The sequence below is a fragment of the Nonomuraea endophytica genome (assembly GCF_014203235.1).
In the GTDB taxonomy this organism is placed as follows: domain Bacteria; phylum Actinomycetota; class Actinomycetes; order Streptosporangiales; family Streptosporangiaceae; genus Nonomuraea; species Nonomuraea endophytica.
This window is the reverse complement of record NZ_JACHIN010000018.1, coordinates 89818-107896: the sequence shown is the minus strand read 5'-3', so window position 1 is coordinate 107896 and position 18079 is coordinate 89818. Positions and strand designations below refer to the sequence as shown.

Sequence of the window (18079 nt, the reverse complement as noted above, 5' to 3'; positions counted from 1 at the left end):
TCGTTCAGTTGTGCAGGCGCTGGATGGCGATCAAGGCCAGGTCGTCGTCGAGGCTGCCCCGGGTGTACGCCAGCAGGTCGGCGTGAAGGGCGGCGATCAGCGTGGCCGGGTCGTCGGCGCGCAGGCGTGGCAGGCGGTCGTGCAGGGGGTAGAAGGCGCCCGCGGGGTCACGGGCCTCGATGATGCCGTCGGTGTAGGTGAGCAGGATGTCGCCGGGTTCAAAGGGGAATGTCGCGCTCTTGTAGTCGCGCGGAGCGAGTTCGCCCAGGCCGAGGGGCGGGGCGTCGGTGTCGAGGGCGAGCTGGCGGATCTCGGCCCGGTCGCGGCCGATGAGCAGCGGTGGCGGGTGGCCGCAGGACAACATCGTGGCAGTGTGGGCGTCGTGGCTGAACTCGATGAGCAGGGCGGTGACGAAGGATTCCCGCTGGTCGGCGGCGGCGTGGTCGGCGCGGATGCTGTCGTCGAGCCGGGCGGCCAGGTCGGGCAGGTCGGTGTGGGAGCGGACGATCTCCCGGAACGAGCCGAGAAGGGTGGCGGCTTCGGAGACCGCGGGCAGTCCTTTGCCGCGCACGTCACCGATCACGATGATGGTGCGGCTGTTGTCCGTGCTCGCTCCGTAAAGGTCGCCGCCGATCTGGGCTTCGGCGGCGGCCGCCAGGTAAAGGGAGGCGAAGCGGAGCGGGCCCGCCTGGACGGGCAGCGGGCGCAGGAGCGCGCGTTGCGCGGCTTCGGCGACCGTGCGGATCTGTACGAGCTGCCGCTGGTCGCGTTCCCGCAGCGCGCTGAAGGCGACCACGATCGCCGAGACGACGGCCAGCGCCAGGATCTGCGCTTGGGTGGTCTGGGTGTGCAGGCTGCCGTCGTGAACGCCCAGCAGAAGCTGCGCGGCGACCGCCAGGACGCCGGTGATGGCCGTGACCAGCGGGACGGCGAAGGACGCGGTGATGGCGGGCGCCACCACAAGCAGCGGCCCCAGGCGAACCTCGTCCGGCAGAATCAGATCGGTCACCGTGATCGCGGCGATGAGCCCGACCGGGACCGCGAGAAGCAGCCGGTAGTGCATGCCCTTGCCGTTCATGGCCTTCACGCTCCCCCGCGCAGCCACTCTAGTCCGTCGGACCACACCAGCCTGTAGTCGACGGTGTCGGGTGAACTTTCCCCTGCGAGGCATCGTCGTAACTCCCGGCAGTGTCGCCCGGGGCCGGAGGTTCGCCATGAGTGCACGACAAGTGGTCGCGTTATCGGCCGCCGTGCTGGCTGTTGTCGGCTGTTCGGCCCAGGTGTCCGCGCCCCGGCCCGCCATCACCCAGACGGTCACGCCTCAGGCCCTCGCGACCAGCCCGGACCCGTCGCCGCCGCCCACCCTCTCGCCACAGCCGTCTCTCTCGCCGCTGCCTGAGGCGACGGCGACCACGGATACTGCCCTCCGTCCGCGTCCCAAGATCTGCGGTCGCCGGGGTGAGCATCGCGTGCCCGCTCCCGACGTGCTGATCGTCAGCGGCGTCAGAGTCGAGGACGGCCGTGTGATGGTGGAGGGCAGGACGTCCATCCGGGTCTGCGGTCCCAGAGTCGCCAACGACAGCTACTTCGAGCCTGTCGCGGGCCCCGCCAAGACCTACCGGCTGGCCCGGCGGGCGACGGTCGTCCTGCTGGACATGAGCGACGGCCCCAAGCCCGCGCACTACGGCGTCCCGGCCTACATCCAGCTTCTCCGCGCGCCGGAACCGCGCGTGGAACGCGCAGGTCTCGACCCGCACTTCCGCTCCTACAAGTTCGCCACAATCAGCACCTCGGACGTCAGGGAAATCACTATGTTCGACCAGCACTACAACCCGTGACCGGCCGCTTCAGGGTTCGAGGGAGGCGAGGAACGCTTCCGCCAGACGGTCGGTGAATTCGCCGCCGGCGGGTTGATCGGTGACCAGTGTCCGGTAGTAGAGGGGGCCGACGAGCCGGTCGGTCGCCTCGTCCAGGTCGAGGGTCACGGGCAGTTCGCCCCGCCGTACGGCACGCTCCAGCGGAAGGCGGTCGCGGCGGCGCTGCTCGGCCAGGTAGCGCTCGCGGAAGTCGGCGGCGAAGGCGGGATCGAGCTGGGCCTGCGCGATCAGGGCGCGGAAGACGGCGCCGGAGTCGGTCTCGCCGAGGAACCGCGCGAGCAGGCGGAGGTAGGCGCGCAGGTCGAGCGAGAGGTCTCCGTGGTCGGGCGGGGTCAGTTCCTGTGCCAGGTCCTGCAGGAACGCTTCCACGAGCACTTCGGTCTTGCTCTTCCACCAGCGGTAGACGGTCTGCTTGGCGACGCCCGCCCGCGCGGCGATGCCCTCGATCGTGACCCCGGCGAACCCCTTCTCGGCCAGCAAATCGTCGGCCGCCTCCAGGACGGCTTGGCGCGCCGCCTCACTACGCCCATGCCGGTTGCCGTGGTGGGGACGGGACATGACCACTCCTAGACTAGACGCTACGGTTAGTCTACTCTAGCTCGCATGAGAAACACACTGGCAGAACCTCGCGTGGCGGACGCGCTCGACCGAATGTTCGCGGCGGCGGCCGGAGACGACGCGGTCGCCGCGCGAGTGGACGACTTCGGCAGCACGCCACAGGAGCACGCGGACGCGGCGGAAGAGATCTACATGCCGATCTCAGCCGAGGCCGGACGGTTGCTCTACAGCCTGGTGCGGGCCATCCGGCCGGCGACGGTCGTGGAGTTCGGGATGTCGTTCGGCATCTCCACGCTGCATCTGGCTGCGGCCGTGCGCGACAACGGCACCGGCCAGGTGATCACCACCGAGCTGAGCCCGCACAAGATCGCCACGGCTCGCCGTACCTTCGCGGAAACAGGGCTGGGGGAGGTGATCACCGTGCTGGAGGGAGACGCCCGGCAGACGCTCGCCGACCTGCCGCACTCGCCCGGCTTCGTCCTGCTGGACGGGTGGAAGGACCTCTACCTTCCGGTGCTGCGACTGCTGGAGCCCCGTCTCGCCCCGGGCACGCTGGTGGTCGCCGACGACGCGCAGTTCGCGAGTGTGCGGCCCTACCTCGCGTACGTGCGGGAACCGGCCAATGGGTACTCGTGCGTCACGTTCCCGGTCGAGGACGAGCTGGAGATCAGCTGCCGCCTGTAGACGGGGTTTCGGGCCGGATCGCTCGCGGATAGGGTTTCTGGCATGTCCGGACGCTGGCCACTGCTCGTCGCCCTCAGTTCCTGCGCCTTACTCGTGTCTGTGTACGCGACGATGGCGATCGCGATCATGCCGATGGTCATCATTGATCTTGGGGCGCCACCCGCGATCATGCAGGTGGGGGCCTACGGCTATCTGCTCGCGTTCCTGGGCGCGCTCATCCCGGCGCCCCGTCGCCAGCGGGTGCTGTTGATCGTCTCGATCGCCCTGGGCCTGGTCGCCTTCGGCCTGGCGACCGTGCTGTGGATCCTCAGCCCCATGCCCAGCCTGCTGGTAGGCGGCCGTCTGCTGCAGGCGCTGGCCGGGGCGGTCGTGCTGTGGGCCGGGACCGGCCTCGTCAGGGCCGCGTTCCCCGGACCCGAGCTGTGGAAGGCGATCCTCATTCCCGCCGGAGTGGCCGTGGTGGGCCTCCTCGCGGGACTGCTCATCGGGCTGATCGTCACCGAGCTCTTCTCGTGGCGCGTGACCTTCCTGCTGGGCCTTCCCCTGGTCGCGGTGGCCCTGGTGGCCGTGCTGATCGCCGCGGTCAAGCCGCCGGCGGCCGTACCGGATCATCGGCTTCCCGCGCGGTAACCATCCGGTTTCGCGCCTCATCCGGGTCGGTGGCGTACGCCGCGCGGTCCGCGCCCGACGTGCCCTCGAAGAGTGCCGACCGCCTTAGAGACGCGCCAAGTGGTACTGCCAGTGATCATGGAACGGCCGGCATGCGACGTGCCCCTGGCGAAGGGGGCGCAGGGTCTCGCCGGAGGCACGGCCGACTACGTGCCCCAGATCCATGGCGAGGACGGCTTCGGCAACGCCAACTTCCCCGACCCGGCGTACACGACTCTCGTCGGCACCGCGGCCGCCCAGCTCACCGTCGACCTGGCACGGCAACATCCCGGAGAGCTGACCTACATCGGACTGGGGCCGCTGACGAACCTGGCGATCGCCCTCCTGCTCGACCCCGATCTTCCTACCCGCCTGACCAGGATCGTCTGGATGGGCGGCGCCGTACGTGGGGGCCGAGCACCTCGACGCCGGCGGCCGAGCTCGTGGCGGCCGGCGCGCCGTAGTACATGTCGTTCTACGAGCAGATCTTGGGCCGCTACTCGTGCGCCATGCACTCGCCGCTGACGGTCGGCGTGGTCGCGCACCCCGAGCTGATCACGGCCGAGGAGACCCTCCCCATGGTGGTGGAAACCCTGGGTCTCTACACGCGCGGCATGACGATCGCCGACTGGCGTCCCGGCCAGGACTCCGACGCCCGGGACTGGGGCGACAGCCCCCGCGTACGCATCGCGTTCGACGTGGACCGGGCCACCTTCGTCCGGCGGTTCGTGAACAGGGTCACGGGGAAAGACGCCTAACCGACATCCTTCAGAAGGTGGCCACTTCAGTGAGCTGGGATGAGACTCTGTTCGACCGCCGGGCGGGCGGGCTCCGATCTGACCTGCCGACGGCGGTTCTGCACGACCACCTCGACGGTGGGCTGCGGCCCGCGACGATCATCGAGCTGGCCGACGCCATCGGCCACCGGCTCCCGTCGACCGATGATCACGAGCTGGCCCGATGGTTCGTCCGCGGCGCCGAGCAGCGTGACCTGGTGGCCTATCTGGACACGTTCCAGCAGACCACGGCCGTCCTGCAGACGGCCGAGGGGTTGCGCCGGGTGGCCCGCGAGGCCGTTCTCGACCTGGCCGCCGACGGCGTCGTCTACGCGGAGGTGCGGTACGCGCCGGAGGAACATCAGGAGCGTGGGCTGCGCCTGGACGAGATCATGCGAGCCGTGCAGGACGGCCTGGCCGAAGGGATGGCCGAGGCCAGGACCCCCGGCGGCTTCCCGATCGTGGTCAACACGATCATCTGCGCGCTGCGGACCGAGCGCCGCTCGCTGGAGATCGCCGAGCGGGCCGCCCGCTGGCGGCGCCGTGACCCCAGGATCGCCGGGTTCGACCTGGCCGGAGCCGAGACGGGCTGGCCCGCCTCACTGCACGCGGCGGCACTCGGCCTGGTCCGTGCCGAGTTGCTCCGGCTGACCGTGCACGCCAGCGAGGAGCCGGACCTGCTGCTCATCTCCGATGCGCTGGAGCACGGCGCGGAACGCATCGGGCACGGGGTCCGGCTCGCCCGCGACATCACGGACCTGGAAGGCCCTGCCCCACGGCTCGGCCGGTTGGCGAGCTATGTCCGGGACCGGCAGATCTGCCTGGAGATGGCGCCCACCTGTCACGTGCAGATCGGGGCCGTGGACTCCCTGGAACGTCATCCCATCGGGCCGATGCTCCGCCTCGGCTTCAACGTCACCGTGAACACCGACAACCGGCTGATGTCCGGAGTGAAGGTCAGCAGTGAGATGGCCGCCGGCAGACAACCAGGCCACCCCGCCGAATGACCGCATCTTCGGCGAGAGGCAAAATTTCCATATGCATGTAGATCCGCCCTTCGGCTAGCCTCGCCGTACTCCCTGGATCCGGGAAGCCCACCTTTCACCTTTGCGCGCACGCTGAGCTGCGCCGGGACATAGGAGAAGAGATGATGGCTGACCGCTGCGACATCGCCGTGATCGGCGGCGGTGTCATGGGGCTCGCGCTGGCCGTGCACCTACTCGAAGCAGGCGCCGGAGACGTCTTGCTCGTGGAGCGCGACGGGATCGGCGAGGGGACCACCGCCGCGGGCGGCGGGTTCCTCGGCGACTGGGCGCCGTTCGAACAGGAGAGCGCCGCCGCCGACTACGGCCGCGCCTTCTACGCCCGCCTGCACGAGGAGGGCGACGGCATCGGATACCGGACCGACGGCATGGTGTACGTGGCCGCCGACGAGGCGACATGGCAGGAGCTCATCGCCGGGCAGGCGGGCCGTCCGCTGCAACCCGCCGAGGTCGAACGCCTGACCGGCGGCACGGTGCGCGCGGACAACCTGCACGGGGGGCTGCTGGACACCGTCGGCGGCCAGGTGCACGCGCCGAAGGTGGCGGCGGCGCTGGCACGGCGGTTCCGCGCGGCCGGCGGCCGGCTGGAGACCCGGCGCCCGGTCACCGGGATCTCCACCACCAAGGGGCGGGTACGCGCGGTCGAGACGGCCACCGGGGCCATCGCCTGCGGCGCGGTGGTCGTCGCCGCCGGCGTCTGGAGCGGTGCGCTCACGCGTGACCTGGGCTTCTTCCTCCCCGTGGCCCCGCAGGTCACCTCGCGGGTGACCACCGAGCCGATGGACATCCCCGGCACGCTCCCCCTGGTCTTCCTGGGTGGCCTGGTTCCCGGCGGTACCCTGCTGTGGGTCCGTGAGCACGAGGGCGGCCTGTTGTGGGGCGGTACGTACTCGACCTTCCCCCGCGACGTGCTGATCGACGCGGACGTCCCCGACCGCCTGGACGAGCTACCCGTCGACGGCGTTCTGGAGATCCTGCGGATCGCCGCCGCGGGCGAGTCCGTGATGCCGGCCCTGGCGCGGCGGTCAAGGTTGAGGATCAAGCACGGCGCCCCCTGCTACACCCCCGACTCCCGGGCGCTGATCGGCCCGGTCCCCGGCGTGGAGGGCGCGTACGTGCTCGCCGGCGACAACGAGGCGGGCATCACCTACGGTCCGGGGTACGGCAAGGCCCTGGCCGACCACATCACCCTCGGCACTCCCCTGGACCAGTGGCGCCCGGACCGCTTCGGCGACCGGTTCACCACCCAGGGGCAGGTCGTGGCGGCCCTGCACGCGGCGTACTCGACGACACCTTCCTGATTCCGCCGTGCCGCGTGGAAGCCTCCTGTCCAGGGGGCTTCCCCGGCCGGCCCGTGAGAAGAGCAGCTGCGGCGCTCAGTTGACCCGCTGCCATCGAGCCTCCATCCAGACCGTGCCGTCGTGGTTCAGCGCCTCGACGTGGACGCCGGGCGCCGCCGGGCTCGGCACGTCCACCTCGCCGCAGTCCGCGACCACGCTGACCGACACCCGGTCCGCTCCGCCGATGACGGTGACCCGGGCCCGGGAGGCGGTGGTGGCCAGGACGACGAGCACCACCTCGGTGAGGTCGCGCCGTACGGACACGGGCGGCTCCGGCCACCGGCCGCGCGCGTCCAGCTCCACCACGACGCCCTTGCGGTCCGCCACGTCGACGCAGTGGCGCAGCTCGTGCAGCAGCGGGTCCGCGACGTCGTCGGCCTCGGCGAAGAGCCTGCGCATCCTGGCCGCCTCCAGGGCGCACCGCCGCTGAACCGCCGGGTCCTCGGGGCGCAGCGAGCCGTCGGCGAGCCCTTCCAGGATCGGGACCGTGGTGACCGACAACTCGGCGAAGCGCTGCCGCCTGCGCCTGTGGGACTGCGCGGCGACGGCCTCGGCGACGCGTACCCGCTCGATCTCCATGCGGGAGCTCGCCGCGGCCGCGCTGAGGTCGCGCATGACGGACGCCATCACGGCCACGCACAGCGGCAAGCCGAACACGTTCATCGAGCCGGTGCAGAACCTCGCCATGTCCGGCAGGCTGGGCTCGTCGAGCAGGAGCAGGTGGAGCAGCGCGGTGAGCTCGTGGGCCAGCAGGAACGCCACGGCGGAGCGCAGCGGGCGATCGAGCAGGATGACGACGCCCGCCCAGTTGGCGGCGCCGAAGATCCAGTCGGGGCCGGTCGAGGTGCGCCCGTCCGGCAGGGTCACGTACGACAGCGCGCACGCGACGAGCAGCGCGGCGATCGCCGCCGCGCGCAGCGGCGGGCTCCACGGACGTCCCAGGACGAGCAGCCTGGCCTCACCGGCGAGCACGGCTCCCACCACCGCGAACGCGCCCAGTTGCGTGAGGGGCGACTTGTACGCGTCCAGGTGGCTCAGCAACGTGGATAACCCGAGCACGAACACCATCACCGTGGCGACGAGCAGCGCCGCGATGCGCAGGCCCTGCTTCAGCTGCGCGCGCGTCGTCTCTTCGAGCGCGTCACTCATGACCGGCCCGCCACTCCAGGCGAACGAGGGTGCCCCGGCCCTCAGCCGAGGTGATCGTGGCCGTGCCGCCGACGCGGCTCATCCTGCCGCGCACCGACTCGCGCAGGCCGCGCCGGGTGGCCGGCACGTCCGCCGGCGAGAATCCCCTCCCCCGGTCGGCGATGTCGAGGCGCAGCGTGCCCTCGCTCTCGCTTCCGCTCAGCCGCACGCTCGCGTGCGTCGTGCCCGCGTGGCGGCGTACGTTCGTGAGGGTCTCGCGCGCCGCGTCGGCCGCCGCCCTGGCGACGTCGAACGGCAACCTCAGCCGTTCCGGGGCGTCGAACCGCAGGGTGAGTTGCGTGGCGTCGAGGTCCGCGCGGAGCAGGTCCACGAGATCCGCGTACGGCGGCGCCTGCCTGCCCGCGTCGGAGCGCAGCAAGTCCAGGTCGCGGCGTGCCTGCGGCGCCAGCCATTCCGCGTCGGAGCGCGCCTGCCCGACACCGACCATCAGCAGCGTCGTCGCCGCCGTGTCGTGCAACGCGTTGGCGAGCTCGCGTTCCTCCGCGCGGGCCGCCGCGGCCACCATCGACTCGCCGCGCGCCCGCACGACCTCGGTCGCCATGTGGTCGGCCCGTTCCGCCGCGCGTTTCAGCAGCACCCAGCCCGCCCTGGACATCGCCGCCGCGGGGATCGTCCACACCGTCGCCGTGGCCAGGCTCGCGTCCACGTCCAGCGCTCCCGCCGCGACGAGGATGCCCACCGCCCCTCCGCCGGCCGCCAGCCCAGCCACGCCACCCAGCACCGGCGCGGTGTGCCACTGGCACGTCACCACGGCGAAGGTGACCAGCAGCCGCAACCACCCGGTGTTCCTGTCCTCGACGGCGCCGGTCCAGAAGACGCTCGTGAACAGGACGAGCAGGACGACCGTGTCGAGCACCACCGGCAGGTTTCCGCGGCCCGACCGCAGCCACCACGCGTATCCGCAGGTCCAGGCGGCTGTGGCGGCGACCACGTACCCGGTGGCCGTGAGGTTCTCCGGCGCGGCGCGGGTCAGGGCGATCACGCAGAGCGGAACGAGCGTCGCCACACGCACGGCGGCCGCGTAACGGCGGCCGAAGCGCGTCAGCAGCCGCACCGTCTCCCCAGCCAACCGTCACCTCTCGGCTCACTCGCCCAGATCTCGCCGGGAGGCAGCCTAACCGCCCCTCGTCTCACGGTGGATGTCAGCGGCTGACCAGGCCTGTCTGGTAGGCGATGACGACCAGCTGGGCGCGGTCGCGAGCGCCGAGTTTCGTCATCGCGTGGCTGACGTGGGTGCGCGCGGTGGCCGGGCTGAGAAACAGCTCCTTGCCGATTTCGTCGTTGTTCAGGCCCCGGCCGACCAGGGCCAGCACTTCGCGTTCGCGTTCGGTCAGCACCGCGAGCCGTTCCTCGGCGATCTGGGTGGCCCGGCGCCGCGCGGTGAACTGGCCGATCAGGCGCCGGGTGATCCGTGGCGCGAGCAGCGCCTGCCCGGCGACGATCACCCGGATGGCGTGCAGGAGTTCGGCCGGTCCCGCGTCTTTGAGCAGGAAGCCGGCGGCCCCGGCCTCAAGGGCGTCGAAGACGTGCTCGTCGGTGTCGTACGTGGTGAGGATGAGGACCCGGACCTGCTCCAGGCCGCGCGTCTGGGCGATCTGGGCGGTGGCTTGGATGCCGTCCAGTTTCGGCATGCGGATGTCCATCAGGACGATGTCGGGGCGGAGAGCGCGGGCCCGCTCGACGGCTTCGGCGCCGGTGGTGGCCTCGCCCACCACCGTGATGTCGTCTTCAAGGTCGAGCAGCACCTTGAACCCGGACCGCACAAGCCCTTCGTCGTCGGCGAGCAGCACCCTGATCGGGGCGGGCGCCGCGCTCATGCGGCTGACCCGTTCGGGACGAGGGGCAGCCGGGCGTTGACCTCGAACCCGCCGCCGGGAAGCGGCCCGGCGTCGAGTTCTCCGCCCAGCAACTGGCAGCGCTCGCGCATGCCGATGATGCCCCGGCCGGGCTCGGCCAGGCTGACCGGGTCCCGGGTCGGCGGGTTCGCGCGGTCATTGCCCGAGGGGGTCTGGGGTCCCTCATCGCTCACCCGGACCTCCAAGTCCTCGGCCCCGGCCTTCAACGCCACCGTCACCCGGGTCGGGCCGGCGTGGCGGATCACGTTGGTGATCGATTCCTGCACGATGCGGTAGGCGGCGCCGCTCACCGCGCTCGGCACCGGCACCGCGGGCGAGATCTCCTCAACCCTGAGGTCGAGTCCGGCCGCGCGCGCCTTGGCGGTCAGTTCGCCGATCTGTCCCAGTCCGGGGTACGGCTTGCGCCCGTCGTGGTCACCGTCGTCGCCGCGCAGTACCCCGAGAATGGCCCGCATCTCGCCCAGCGCCCGCGAACTGGTCTGTTCGATGACCCGCAGCGCCTCGCGCGCCACCTCTGGCCGCTTGTCGAGCACGTGCGCGGTGACACCGGACTGCACGTTGATGATCGCTATGGCATGCGCGACGGTGTCGTGCACCTCGCGGGCGATCCGCAGCCGCTCCGCGTCGGCTCGCGCCCGCGCTTCCTCCTCACGCGTGCGTTCGGCGAGCTCGGCGCGCTGCTGGGCGTCGGCCGCGATGACCCGGCGGGAACGGACGGACTCGCCGAGGGCCGCGCTCATGACCGAGGCGCCGATGCGGAAGAACACCCACCCGATGGCCGCGCGCGGCTCGATGTCGGCCGCGGCGACCAGCCAGCAGGCGGTGAGCACCGTGATGCCCACTCCGGCGATCACCAGCGACCGCCGCCCGTCACCGTAGGCCGTGAGGGTGTACAGGGCGACGAAGAGCCCGAGCCAGCCGGGCCCGTCGGGAAAGTCCAGGGCGTAGTACACCAGGCTGGCCAGCGCCGTGGCGAGGAACACCGCCACCGGCCACCGGCGGCGCACCACAAGGACCAGGCCACTGGCGACCAGCAGGCCGTAGCCCGCGTACCCCAGGTCGGTCAGCGGCCGCTGCACCACCTCACCGGCATTCCGCACCACCGTGCCCTGAACCTGCATGACGGTGATGAACACCGCGAGCAACACGTCCTGCGCCCGCGCGGGCAGGCGTAACGGCACGACGCGGTGTTCCATGCGGCGATCCTACGGTCGCCACGCGCGACAACCCCTCCGCCGCAAGGCGCGACCACCTACGACAACGAGCGTAGACGGGTTGCCGTCGTCCACGCCGAACGGCGTAGAGGCTGCCATCCCCTGTCGCAGGCGCGGCCGCTTCGACGCGGAGACGATCGACTCATCTCGAATACCGAAAGGAGCGATCATGTCCGTCCCTCCCTTGCTCATCGCCACATCGGCGGCTGTTCCGGTGGGCGCGTACGACCTGACCTCCGGCCGTCTCTGGTCCGTGATCGCCGGAGCGATAGGGCTGGTCGGCGTGGTCCTGGGTGGGCTGGCCCTGGCCCGCTCCACCGGCCGGTCCGGTACCGGTCCCTGGAGAAAGGGGGCGACCATGGCGCTGGTGGCTGGACTGGCCGGCATGGTGATCGGGGCCCTGGTCGTGGCCGCCGCCAAGGGTGGGCCCGGCACCGGCTACGGCATCGTCGGAGGCTTCGTGGACCTGGTGGTCGGGCTGATCGCCCTGATTCTCGGCGGGCTGGCCGTGGTCCGGGCCCGCCACACCACCTGATCCGGCCCGCTGCTCGGGTCGTGAGTCCTGCTCGCCGGACACGCCTCGCCCGTATCCTTGGTGGGGTTAGGAGTCCTATCTTTTGGGCGGGTGCATGACCGAGCATGTGACGGAGACCGGCGGCATGGGCAGCCTGGCGCACGGCGCGGGAGACCTGGAACGGCGGCTGGCCGACGCGGTCGAGCGCCTCGGGCATGGCTTGCGCTCGCTCGCCCAGAGCAGCGCCCGCGAGCGCGGGTTGTCTCCGCTGCAGCAGCAGACGGTGCTCGCTCTCGTCCGCAAGCCTGCGGCTCGCCGGGAGGTGAGCGCACTGGCCGCGGAGTTCGACGTCACCTCGCCGACCTTGTCGGACGCCGTCGCCGCACTGGAGCGCAAGGGGCTCGTGGCGCGCTCGCCGGGCCCGGACGGGCGCCGGCGGCTGCTCGCCCTGACCGACGACGGCCAGGAGGTCGCGCGTCAGCTCGCGCCATGGGACGGGCCGCTGCTGGAGGCGTTCGCGAGGCTGCCGGTCGCGGACCGGGCGACGACGCTGCACAGCCTGCTGCAGGTGATCGCGGACCTGCAGCGCCGGGGCGTGGTGAGCGTCGTGCGGACGTGCACGACCTGCCGCTTCTTCGAGTCCCACGCCCACGCCGACTCCGCCGCTCCGCACCACTGCCACCTGCTGCGGGCGCCGCTGCCCCTGACGGACCTACGCATCGACTGCCCCGAACACCAGCCGGCCACGGCATAGCCAGCCCAGATCGCCCTTTCGATCAGTGGGCCGGGAACCGATGGCCGAAAGTAGGTAGGAGTCCTATCAATAGTGTGACATGCTCTCTGCAGGCCGGCCGAATCCTCATCCACCCGACACGACCGAGGAGCCAGATGAGCACCACAAGCCCGATCCCCGGATACGCCCACGACGACCCGGCACTCGCCGCATCACCGGTCACCTTGGACGACCTCGCCAAGCTGCAGGCCGGCGTACTGTTCGGCCCGGACGACCAGGCCGCGCTGAAGATCGCCGGAGAAGTCCTCGGCGGACAGATCGAGCAAATCCTCGACGTCTGGTACGGCTTCGTCGGCTCGCACCCGCATCTGCTCGCCTACTTCTCCACGCCCGCCGGTGAGCCGATCGGCGAGTACCTCGCCCGCGTGCGCGCGCGTTTCGGCCGCTGGATCATCGACACCTGCACCCGTCCGTACGACCAGCGCTGGCTGGCCTACCAGCATGAGATCGCCCTGCGCCACACCCGGGAGAAGAAGAACCACACCGATCGGGCCGACTCGGTGCCCGACATCCCGCTGCGCTACCTCATCGCGTTCATCTACCCGATCACCGCGACGATCCGGCCCTTCCTGGCCGCGGACGGCCACGACGAGGACCAGGTCGAGGCCATGTTCCAGGCCTGGTTCAAAGCCGTGACCCTGCAGATCGCCCTGTGGTCGCAGCCCTACGCCGGCCCCGCCTGGTAACTCCACCGCCGGCCATGAGGACTGATCGTGTCGACCGTTTCGGCGCGGTCGACGACATGGCCATCCGCGGTCTCACGGCAGGAGCGCCAGCGCCTCCTCGGTGTTGTGTTCCGCGATCCTGCCGTCCCGCTCGGCCGCCTCCTCCAGGTCCCGCCTGGCACGTTCGAGCACCAGAGCCCCGCACGAGGTGACACCCTGCTCCAGCAGGTCCACCCGGCCATAGCGGGGGCGTGGTGGCGGTGCATCACCTTGAGCATCGCGGCGAGGTCGCGCAGGGCTGAACCTGCCGAGGGGGCGTCCAGGAAGATCAAACGTGTCAGGAGATCCAGCCCGCGTCGGTGGCGATGCGGATGGCGTGGACCCGGTTGCGGGCGTTCAGCTTGGTGAGGATCTTCGTCAGGTAGTTGCGGACCGTGCCCACCGACAGGTGGAGGGTGGCGGCGATCTCCTCGGGTTCCACGCCCTTGGCGGCCAGGTGCAGGATCTCGATCTCGCGCGCCGAGAGCGGGTTCTCCCCGATGTCCCAGGCGGATAACGCGAGCTGCGGATCGACGATGCGCCGCCCGGCCGCCACCCCGCGGACGGCGGCGGCGAGCTGGTCGGCGGGGGCCTCCTTGAGGAGGAAGCCGGACACCGAGACGGCGAGCGCCCGCCTGAGCGTGCCCGGCCTGCCCATGCCGGTGACGATCAGCGTGCGGCAGGTGGGCAGCTTTTCGTGGAGGATCTGCGCGGCGGTCAGGCCGTCCATCTTCGGCAGGTCGATGTCGATGACGGCCACGTCGGGACTGGTCTTGAGCGCCACGGGCACGATCATGTCGCCGCTGTCGACCTCGGCGACGACGGTGAGGTCGGGCTCCAGGGAAAGGAGGGCGGCCAGCGCGCCCCGCACCATGTGCACGTCCTCGGCGATCAGCACTTTTAAGTGCAGCATCCACGCCCCCTCGCCCATTCCATTTCATGGAGCGTATAAGCATCAGCGTATACGGCAACCTGCCTGCGGGACTTTCACAGGAAGGCGGTTACCTGGAACCATCCGTCTTCGACGTCGGCCGTCAGCCGCCCGCCGACGCCGTCCAGGCGCCGCGCCACGTCACCCAGGCCGTGCTGGTCCTGGACCGCGGGCTGGCCGGATGACGGCTCCACGCCGTCGTTCCTGATGGTGAGCGAGCCTTGCTCGCTCTTGATGACGCAGTGGCGGGCGGTGCTGTGCCGGAGGATGTTGGTGACGGCTTCGCGGAGCATGGTCGCCAGTACGGCGTCGGCCTTCTGGTCGCTGGTCCGGCCGTGGAGGTCGATCGTGACCTCGATCCCGGCGGCGGCCAGGATGGCGCGGGAGGAGTCGAGTTCGCCGGTGAAGGAGAGGTTGCGGTAGTCGCTGGCCACGTTGCGCACGTCGGCGAGCATGCGCCTGAGCAGTTCGAGGATCCCCTCCAGCTCGGACGGCGCGCGCTCCGGGGCCACGTTCAGGAGGCGGCAGGCCAGCACGCCGCGGAGCGCCACCTGTGACAGGCCGTCCACGAGCACCTCGTTGAGCTCGCGTGCCATGCGCAGGCGTTCGTGTTCGACGGCCTCGTCCGTCAGCTCGGTACGCGCGGAGTGCGCCTCCCTCACCAGGGTCATCAGCCAGCTCACGCCGTACACGATGAGGCCGGTGAGCAGGGTGGAGATGGTCAGCCAGGCGATGGTGCTCACGCTGCTCCCGGTCAGGACCGCCAGCGTCAGGACGACAACCCCCAAAGCGGTGTACAGCGCCCACCGCAGCACTCCCCTCAGCTCCAGGAGTACGGCTCCCGCGACGAACCCGGCCATGCTGCCCCAGGGGGCGTGCAGCCAGAGCAGCGGCAGGAAGGTGACCGCGGCCTGCCCGGCCATCGCCGCCCTGCGGGCCCAGGGCGTGCGCAGGAGTCCGAAGGTGAGCAGCAGTTGCATGACCAGCATGGTGACCACGCAGGCCGCGGCGCCCAGAGCGCCGGCGACGCTCGGTCCCGTCCAGACGATGTTGAGCAGGATGGTGAGCGCGTAGCCGGACAGCACCAGGAGAACGATGGCCGAGGTCGTCTTCGGCCCCCACCGCTCCGCGGGGCCGGCTCCGCGCGGCCAGCGTTCGCGCGGGGAGGTGTCCGGCTGATGGCGGTCGGCGGCCGGGGCCTGCCGGCGAGCCGGGGCCTCGACCGTCAGGTGGAACCACTCGCCCTGACTTCTGGTGGTCAGCCGCCCGCCGACCTCCGCCAGGCGGGCGGCCAGATTGCCCAGTCCGCAGCCACGGCCGGCCGGGTCCTCGGGCACGGTGTCCACTCCGTCGTTGGACATCCGCAGGCGGACGGTGTCGCCTTCGACGACCAGCTCGACCTGGCACTGCTGCGCCTTGCTGTGGTGCAGCACGTTGGTGATGCCCTCGCGCAGGACGACCGCCATGACTTCGTCCAGGCGTCCGGTGAGCGTGACGTCGGATATGCGGATCGTCGCCTCGATCTGGGCGCTCGACAGCGTGGCGAGTGCCGCGCTCTTCTCCGTGGCCAGGGAGATCCGGCCGCTGCCTCCGGCGACGGCCTGGACTCCGGCCGTGGCCCGCCGTACGACATCGAGGACGTCGCGCAGTTCGGTCGCGGCCCGCGCGCGGGCGGCGGGCAGCAGGCGGTAGCCCAGCTCGTAACGCAGGGTGATGGCGGAGAGGTCGTGTCCGACGAGGTCGTGCAGGTCGCGCGCGACCCGCAGGCGTTCCTGGACGACCGCCATCCGCACCAGATCGCCGCGGGAGGCGCTCACTTCGGCGACGATCCCCGACAGCGAGCCGACCGCGTAGAGCATCAGGCCGGTCAGGAGCGTGAAGTGCACGGCGTAGGCGAGGTTGAGCGCCTGCCATCCCTGTTGTTGCAGGAGTGCCGCGACGAACACTCCGGCCGCCACCCCGGCGTAGAGGGCCCACCTGGCCCGGCTCCTGATCACCAGCAGCATCGAGCCGGCGACGAAGCCCGCGGCGGCGCCGAACTGCGGCCCCACCCACGCGGCCGGGGCGAAGGTGGCGAGCACCTGCGCCAGGAGGGTCACGGACCTGACCGGCCGCGGCCAGGCGAGCGCGCCGGGGCTGGAGTGGGCCAGTTGCAGCGTGACGACGACGCTCAGGCAGCCCAGGAAGGCGAGCAGGCCCGTGCCGCGCAGGCCGCCGACCACCACGGTGACCAGCGAGTTGGTGGCGTAGCCGACCGCGACGACGGCGGTGACGACCCGTGCCGTGCGGCGCGCTCGCGGCTCCACAGGTTCGAGCCGCACACTCTCCCGATCGTGCACCAGCGCGCCCATCGCCATGCCCTCTCCGCGGCCCGGCCGCATTCCTGACATGTACGCGGGGTTTAGCCAGCCGAGTCTATATTGTCACCATATGCCATTCAAGGTCCCTTGTCGGGGCGCACCAATCGGCGCGCCAGGTCCGCCCAGTGCGCATCATTCACTTGATGCCAACCGATTGCCGTGGTGTCTTTCGTCAGCAGCTTTCTCCCGAGCACAAGGCCCCCGACACTGGATTCGGCCCGCCAGTCGGCGCCCAATGCCTGCGCCCACAACTCGATGTCCAGGCTTTCCAGCGGATACGCCCCCAGCCCCAGCCCAGCGGCCACCAGCGACAGCGTCTGGCTGAGCATGCCGACGTTCTTCAGAACCGAGGCGTAACTGATCCCGCTGTACTTCCAGGACACGCGGCGGAAACGCGCGGTGATAATGACGAGAACAGGTGGCTGCTGACGCATTCCGGCCGCCAGCCGGGCATTCTCCAGGGCGGCGTCGACCCAGTGTATTTCGCCCGCCACTGTCCTTAGTCCGTGGTTCAGCGGGTCGTAGTGATATATGCCCTCGTCAATTCCGGTGCAGTCGCGCACGGCGACGTAAAGTTCCAGCTCATAGCCGGAGCCGATGCTCAGATACGGACGGTCGCTGGTCTCCTCCGGCGAGTACGGCGAGCCACTCAGCGAACGCACCCTGGCCACCCGGTAGAGCAGCTCGCCGAGCTCGCGCGCGGTGATCGGGCCGGAGCTCAGGTGCGCCTCGTCCACCGCCTCCACCGCCGCGCTGAGCGGCGGGTCGGCCGCCACCAGGGCCTCCCACGTGGGCCGGTACAGCCTGACGAGCCCGTTGTCGCCGCGCGAGACGACCACGGGCTCGACGCCGTGCCGGTCTCCGCCCGGATAGGTCGCGCCGAAGTCGCGATCGTGCCTGCCCAGCGTGGAACGGCTGTGAAACAGCAGGTCGACGGGTGACCACGAGATCAGCGTGTCGTCGGTGTCCTCGGCGAACTCCACCGGGCGAAACTCCTCGACACGTTCCGCGCGCACGACCATCCCCGCCGCCGCCAGATAGGCGACAAAGGCCTCGAAGTACGGCGAAGCCGTACGGACCGCGCTGGGCCGGGTCGGCCGCCGCAGATGGCCGAGCAGGCCCATGGCATCCGCGCTGTGCAGGATCACCCGGTGCAGGGCCAGCGGCGATTCGAGACGGTAGTCCCTGCCGTTGGTGCTGATGACGGCGAACCTGGACAGGCGGATCGGCACGTCGGCGGCGACCGGGGTCACGTGGAAGCGCGAGTGGTGCGTCAGCGGCACCACGGACACCAGCGGCTGCTCCCGGTCCACGCTCAGCGACCGGACCACGAGCGGTTCGAGGCGCTGCAGCAGGCGGAGGAGGTCGGCCATCTCGGCCTCGCCGCTGATCACGTTCTCCAGGTGCGTCGGCCCCAGGCTCATCCGCCGCAGCGCGCCGAACACCGCCTCGTCCGGCTGGACCACCTCGATGTCGCCCCAGCGGCTGTGCACCAGCAGGGATCCACTCTCTGGCGCGGCTTCGAGGTGGACGTCCTCACGGAGCGACCACAACACGTGGAGCTCCGAGGGT

General features: G+C 70.8%; 20 protein-coding genes. 10 read left to right on the top strand and 10 right to left on the bottom strand.

The genetic code is table 11. The features are described 5' to 3' along the window. Positions 1-4: 4 nt before the first annotated feature. Positions 5-1078 (bottom strand): PP2C family protein-serine/threonine phosphatase, encoded by a 1074-nt coding sequence (locus HNR40_RS45225; RefSeq protein ID WP_184972978.1) that lies wholly within the window; start codon positions 1076-1078, stop codon positions 5-7. A 136-nt stretch (positions 1079-1214) separates the two neighbouring features. Here HNR40_RS45225 and HNR40_RS45220 point away from each other — a divergent pair, with 136 nt between their 5' ends. Beyond that, positions 1215-1838 carry a hypothetical protein gene (locus HNR40_RS45220; protein ID WP_184972976.1) on the top strand — a complete coding sequence of 208 codons (624 nt, stop codon included), beginning with the start codon at positions 1215-1217 and terminating at the stop codon, positions 1836-1838. Between the two features lie 9 nt (positions 1839-1847). Here HNR40_RS45220 and HNR40_RS45215 read toward each other — a convergent pair whose 3' ends face one another. Next, positions 1848-2435 carry a TetR/AcrR family transcriptional regulator gene (locus HNR40_RS45215; protein WP_184972974.1) on the bottom strand — a complete coding sequence of 196 codons (588 nt, stop codon included), beginning with the start codon at positions 2433-2435 and terminating at the stop codon, positions 1848-1850. A 45-nt stretch (positions 2436-2480) separates the two neighbouring features. Between HNR40_RS45215 and HNR40_RS45210 the strand changes: the two genes are divergently transcribed. The 6 genes from HNR40_RS45210 to HNR40_RS45185 all read left to right on the top strand — a co-directional run bounded on the left by HNR40_RS45210 (position 2481) and on the right by HNR40_RS45185 (position 6887). Then, positions 2481-3119 carry an O-methyltransferase gene (locus HNR40_RS45210; protein ID WP_184972972.1) on the top strand — a complete coding sequence of 213 codons (639 nt, stop codon included), beginning with the start codon at positions 2481-2483 and terminating at the stop codon, positions 3117-3119. Between the two features lie 42 nt (positions 3120-3161). Further along, positions 3162-3749 carry an MFS transporter gene (locus HNR40_RS45205; RefSeq protein WP_184972970.1) on the top strand — a complete coding sequence of 196 codons (588 nt, stop codon included), beginning with the start codon at positions 3162-3164 and terminating at the stop codon, positions 3747-3749. A 117-nt stretch (positions 3750-3866) separates the two neighbouring features. Further along, complete coding sequence (locus tag HNR40_RS45200; RefSeq protein WP_184972969.1) at positions 3867-4292, top strand: nucleoside hydrolase; 426 nt, start codon at positions 3867-3869, stop codon at positions 4290-4292. Further along, positions 4277-4525, top strand: a complete 249-nt coding sequence (locus HNR40_RS45195; RefSeq protein WP_184972967.1) for a nucleoside hydrolase — start codon at positions 4277-4279, stop codon at positions 4523-4525. The genes HNR40_RS45200 and HNR40_RS45195 overlap by 16 nt, the downstream gene beginning before the upstream one ends. A 29-nt stretch (positions 4526-4554) precedes the next feature. Next, positions 4555-5550 (top strand): adenosine deaminase family protein, encoded by a 996-nt coding sequence (locus tag HNR40_RS45190; protein WP_184972965.1) that lies wholly within the window; start codon positions 4555-4557, stop codon positions 5548-5550. 140 nt (positions 5551-5690) lie between these two features. Further along, positions 5691-6887 (top strand): NAD(P)/FAD-dependent oxidoreductase, encoded by a 1197-nt coding sequence (locus HNR40_RS45185; protein ID WP_184972963.1) that lies wholly within the window; start codon positions 5691-5693, stop codon positions 6885-6887. Positions 6888-6962: 75 nt separating this feature from the next. Here the strand turns inward: HNR40_RS45185 and HNR40_RS45180 are convergent, their stop codons facing one another. The 4 genes from HNR40_RS45180 to HNR40_RS45165 form a co-directional block, all read right to left on the bottom strand. Beyond that, a complete protein-coding gene (locus HNR40_RS45180; protein WP_184972961.1) occupies positions 6963-8075 on the bottom strand; it encodes a hypothetical protein in 1113 nt (370 codons plus the stop codon). Continuing rightward, entirely contained in the window at positions 8068-9189 is a 1122-nt protein-coding gene (locus HNR40_RS45175) for a sensor histidine kinase (protein WP_184972959.1), read from the bottom strand. Before HNR40_RS45175 ends, HNR40_RS45180 begins: the two co-directional genes overlap by 8 nt. Before the next feature lie 88 nt (positions 9190-9277). Further along, positions 9278-9952 carry a response regulator gene (locus tag HNR40_RS45170; protein WP_184972957.1) on the bottom strand — a complete coding sequence of 225 codons (675 nt, stop codon included), beginning with the start codon at positions 9950-9952 and terminating at the stop codon, positions 9278-9280. Continuing rightward, positions 9949-11187 (bottom strand): sensor histidine kinase, encoded by a 1239-nt coding sequence (locus HNR40_RS45165; RefSeq protein WP_184972955.1) that lies wholly within the window; start codon positions 11185-11187, stop codon positions 9949-9951. The genes HNR40_RS45170 and HNR40_RS45165 overlap by 4 nt, the downstream gene beginning before the upstream one ends. Before the next feature lie 187 nt (positions 11188-11374). On the opposite strand from HNR40_RS45165, the gene HNR40_RS45160 reads away from it, so the two are divergent. The 3 genes from HNR40_RS45160 to HNR40_RS45150 all read left to right on the top strand — a co-directional run bounded on the left by HNR40_RS45160 (position 11375) and on the right by HNR40_RS45150 (position 13198). Beyond that, on the top strand, positions 11375-11740 hold the full coding sequence (locus HNR40_RS45160) for a DUF6223 family protein (protein ID WP_184972953.1): 366 nt from the start codon (positions 11375-11377) through the stop codon (positions 11738-11740). A gap of 94 nt (positions 11741-11834) precedes the next feature. Next, a complete protein-coding gene (locus HNR40_RS45155; protein WP_221341623.1) occupies positions 11835-12473 on the top strand; it encodes a MarR family winged helix-turn-helix transcriptional regulator in 639 nt (212 codons plus the stop codon). Positions 12474-12607: 134 nt separating this feature from the next. Next, on the top strand, positions 12608-13198 hold the full coding sequence (locus tag HNR40_RS45150) for a protoglobin domain-containing protein (protein ID WP_184972952.1): 591 nt from the start codon (positions 12608-12610) through the stop codon (positions 13196-13198). Positions 13199-13270: 72 nt separating this feature from the next. On the opposite strand, the gene HNR40_RS45145 is transcribed toward HNR40_RS45150, so the two are convergent. The 4 genes from HNR40_RS45145 to HNR40_RS45130 form a co-directional block, all read right to left on the bottom strand. After that, on the bottom strand, positions 13271-13411 hold the full coding sequence (locus HNR40_RS45145) for a hypothetical protein (RefSeq protein ID WP_184972950.1): 141 nt from the start codon (positions 13409-13411) through the stop codon (positions 13271-13273). Between the two features lie 103 nt (positions 13412-13514). Beyond that, positions 13515-14129 (bottom strand): response regulator transcription factor, encoded by a 615-nt coding sequence (locus HNR40_RS45140; protein WP_184972948.1) that lies wholly within the window; start codon positions 14127-14129, stop codon positions 13515-13517. A 74-nt stretch (positions 14130-14203) separates the two neighbouring features. After that, positions 14204-16504, bottom strand: coding sequence for a sensor histidine kinase (locus tag HNR40_RS45135; RefSeq protein ID WP_184972946.1), 2301 nt, complete (start codon positions 16502-16504; stop codon positions 14204-14206). Positions 16505-16584: 80 nt separating this feature from the next. Beyond that, the gene (locus HNR40_RS45130; protein ID WP_184972944.1) at positions 16585-18063 is read right to left on the bottom strand and encodes a SagB family peptide dehydrogenase; all 1479 of its coding nucleotides are present in this window, start codon (positions 18061-18063) and stop codon (positions 16585-16587) included. Positions 18064-18079 lie beyond the last annotated feature (16 nt).

Excerpts from the sequence above, each read along its gene's own strand:
- HNR40_RS45140 (WP_184972948.1), bottom strand. The coding sequence starts at position 14,129 with ATGCTGCACTTAAAAGTGCTGATCGCCGAGGACGTGCACATGGTGCGG.
- HNR40_RS45155 (WP_221341623.1), top strand. The coding sequence starts at position 11,835 with ATGACCGAGCATGTGACGGAGACCGGCGGCATGGGCAGCCTGGCGCAC.
- HNR40_RS45205 (WP_184972970.1), top strand. The coding sequence starts at position 3,162 with ATGTCCGGACGCTGGCCACTGCTCGTCGCCCTCAGTTCCTGCGCCTTA.
- HNR40_RS45200 (WP_184972969.1), top strand. The coding sequence starts at position 3,867 with ATGGAACGGCCGGCATGCGACGTGCCCCTGGCGAAGGGGGCGCAGGGT.
- HNR40_RS45180 (WP_184972961.1), bottom strand. The coding sequence starts at position 8,075 with ATGAGTGACGCGCTCGAAGAGACGACGCGCGCGCAGCTGAAGCAGGGC.
- HNR40_RS45220 (WP_184972976.1), top strand. The coding sequence starts at position 1,215 with ATGAGTGCACGACAAGTGGTCGCGTTATCGGCCGCCGTGCTGGCTGTT.
- HNR40_RS45210 (WP_184972972.1), top strand. The coding sequence starts at position 2,481 with ATGAGAAACACACTGGCAGAACCTCGCGTGGCGGACGCGCTCGACCGA.
- HNR40_RS45185 (WP_184972963.1), top strand. The coding sequence starts at position 5,691 with ATGATGGCTGACCGCTGCGACATCGCCGTGATCGGCGGCGGTGTCATG.
- HNR40_RS45165 (WP_184972955.1), bottom strand. The coding sequence starts at position 11,187 with ATGGAACACCGCGTCGTGCCGTTACGCCTGCCCGCGCGGGCGCAGGAC.
- HNR40_RS45170 (WP_184972957.1), bottom strand. The coding sequence starts at position 9,952 with ATGAGCGCGGCGCCCGCCCCGATCAGGGTGCTGCTCGCCGACGACGAA.
- HNR40_RS45160 (WP_184972953.1), top strand. The coding sequence starts at position 11,375 with ATGTCCGTCCCTCCCTTGCTCATCGCCACATCGGCGGCTGTTCCGGTG.
- HNR40_RS45150 (WP_184972952.1), top strand. The coding sequence starts at position 12,608 with ATGAGCACCACAAGCCCGATCCCCGGATACGCCCACGACGACCCGGCA.
- HNR40_RS45225 (WP_184972978.1), bottom strand. The coding sequence starts at position 1,078 with ATGAACGGCAAGGGCATGCACTACCGGCTGCTTCTCGCGGTCCCGGTC.
- HNR40_RS45195 (WP_184972967.1), top strand. The coding sequence starts at position 4,277 with ATGCACTCGCCGCTGACGGTCGGCGTGGTCGCGCACCCCGAGCTGATC.
- HNR40_RS45215 (WP_184972974.1), bottom strand. The coding sequence starts at position 2,435 with ATGTCCCGTCCCCACCACGGCAACCGGCATGGGCGTAGTGAGGCGGCG.
- HNR40_RS45135 (WP_184972946.1), bottom strand. The coding sequence starts at position 16,504 with ATGGCGATGGGCGCGCTGGTGCACGATCGGGAGAGTGTGCGGCTCGAA.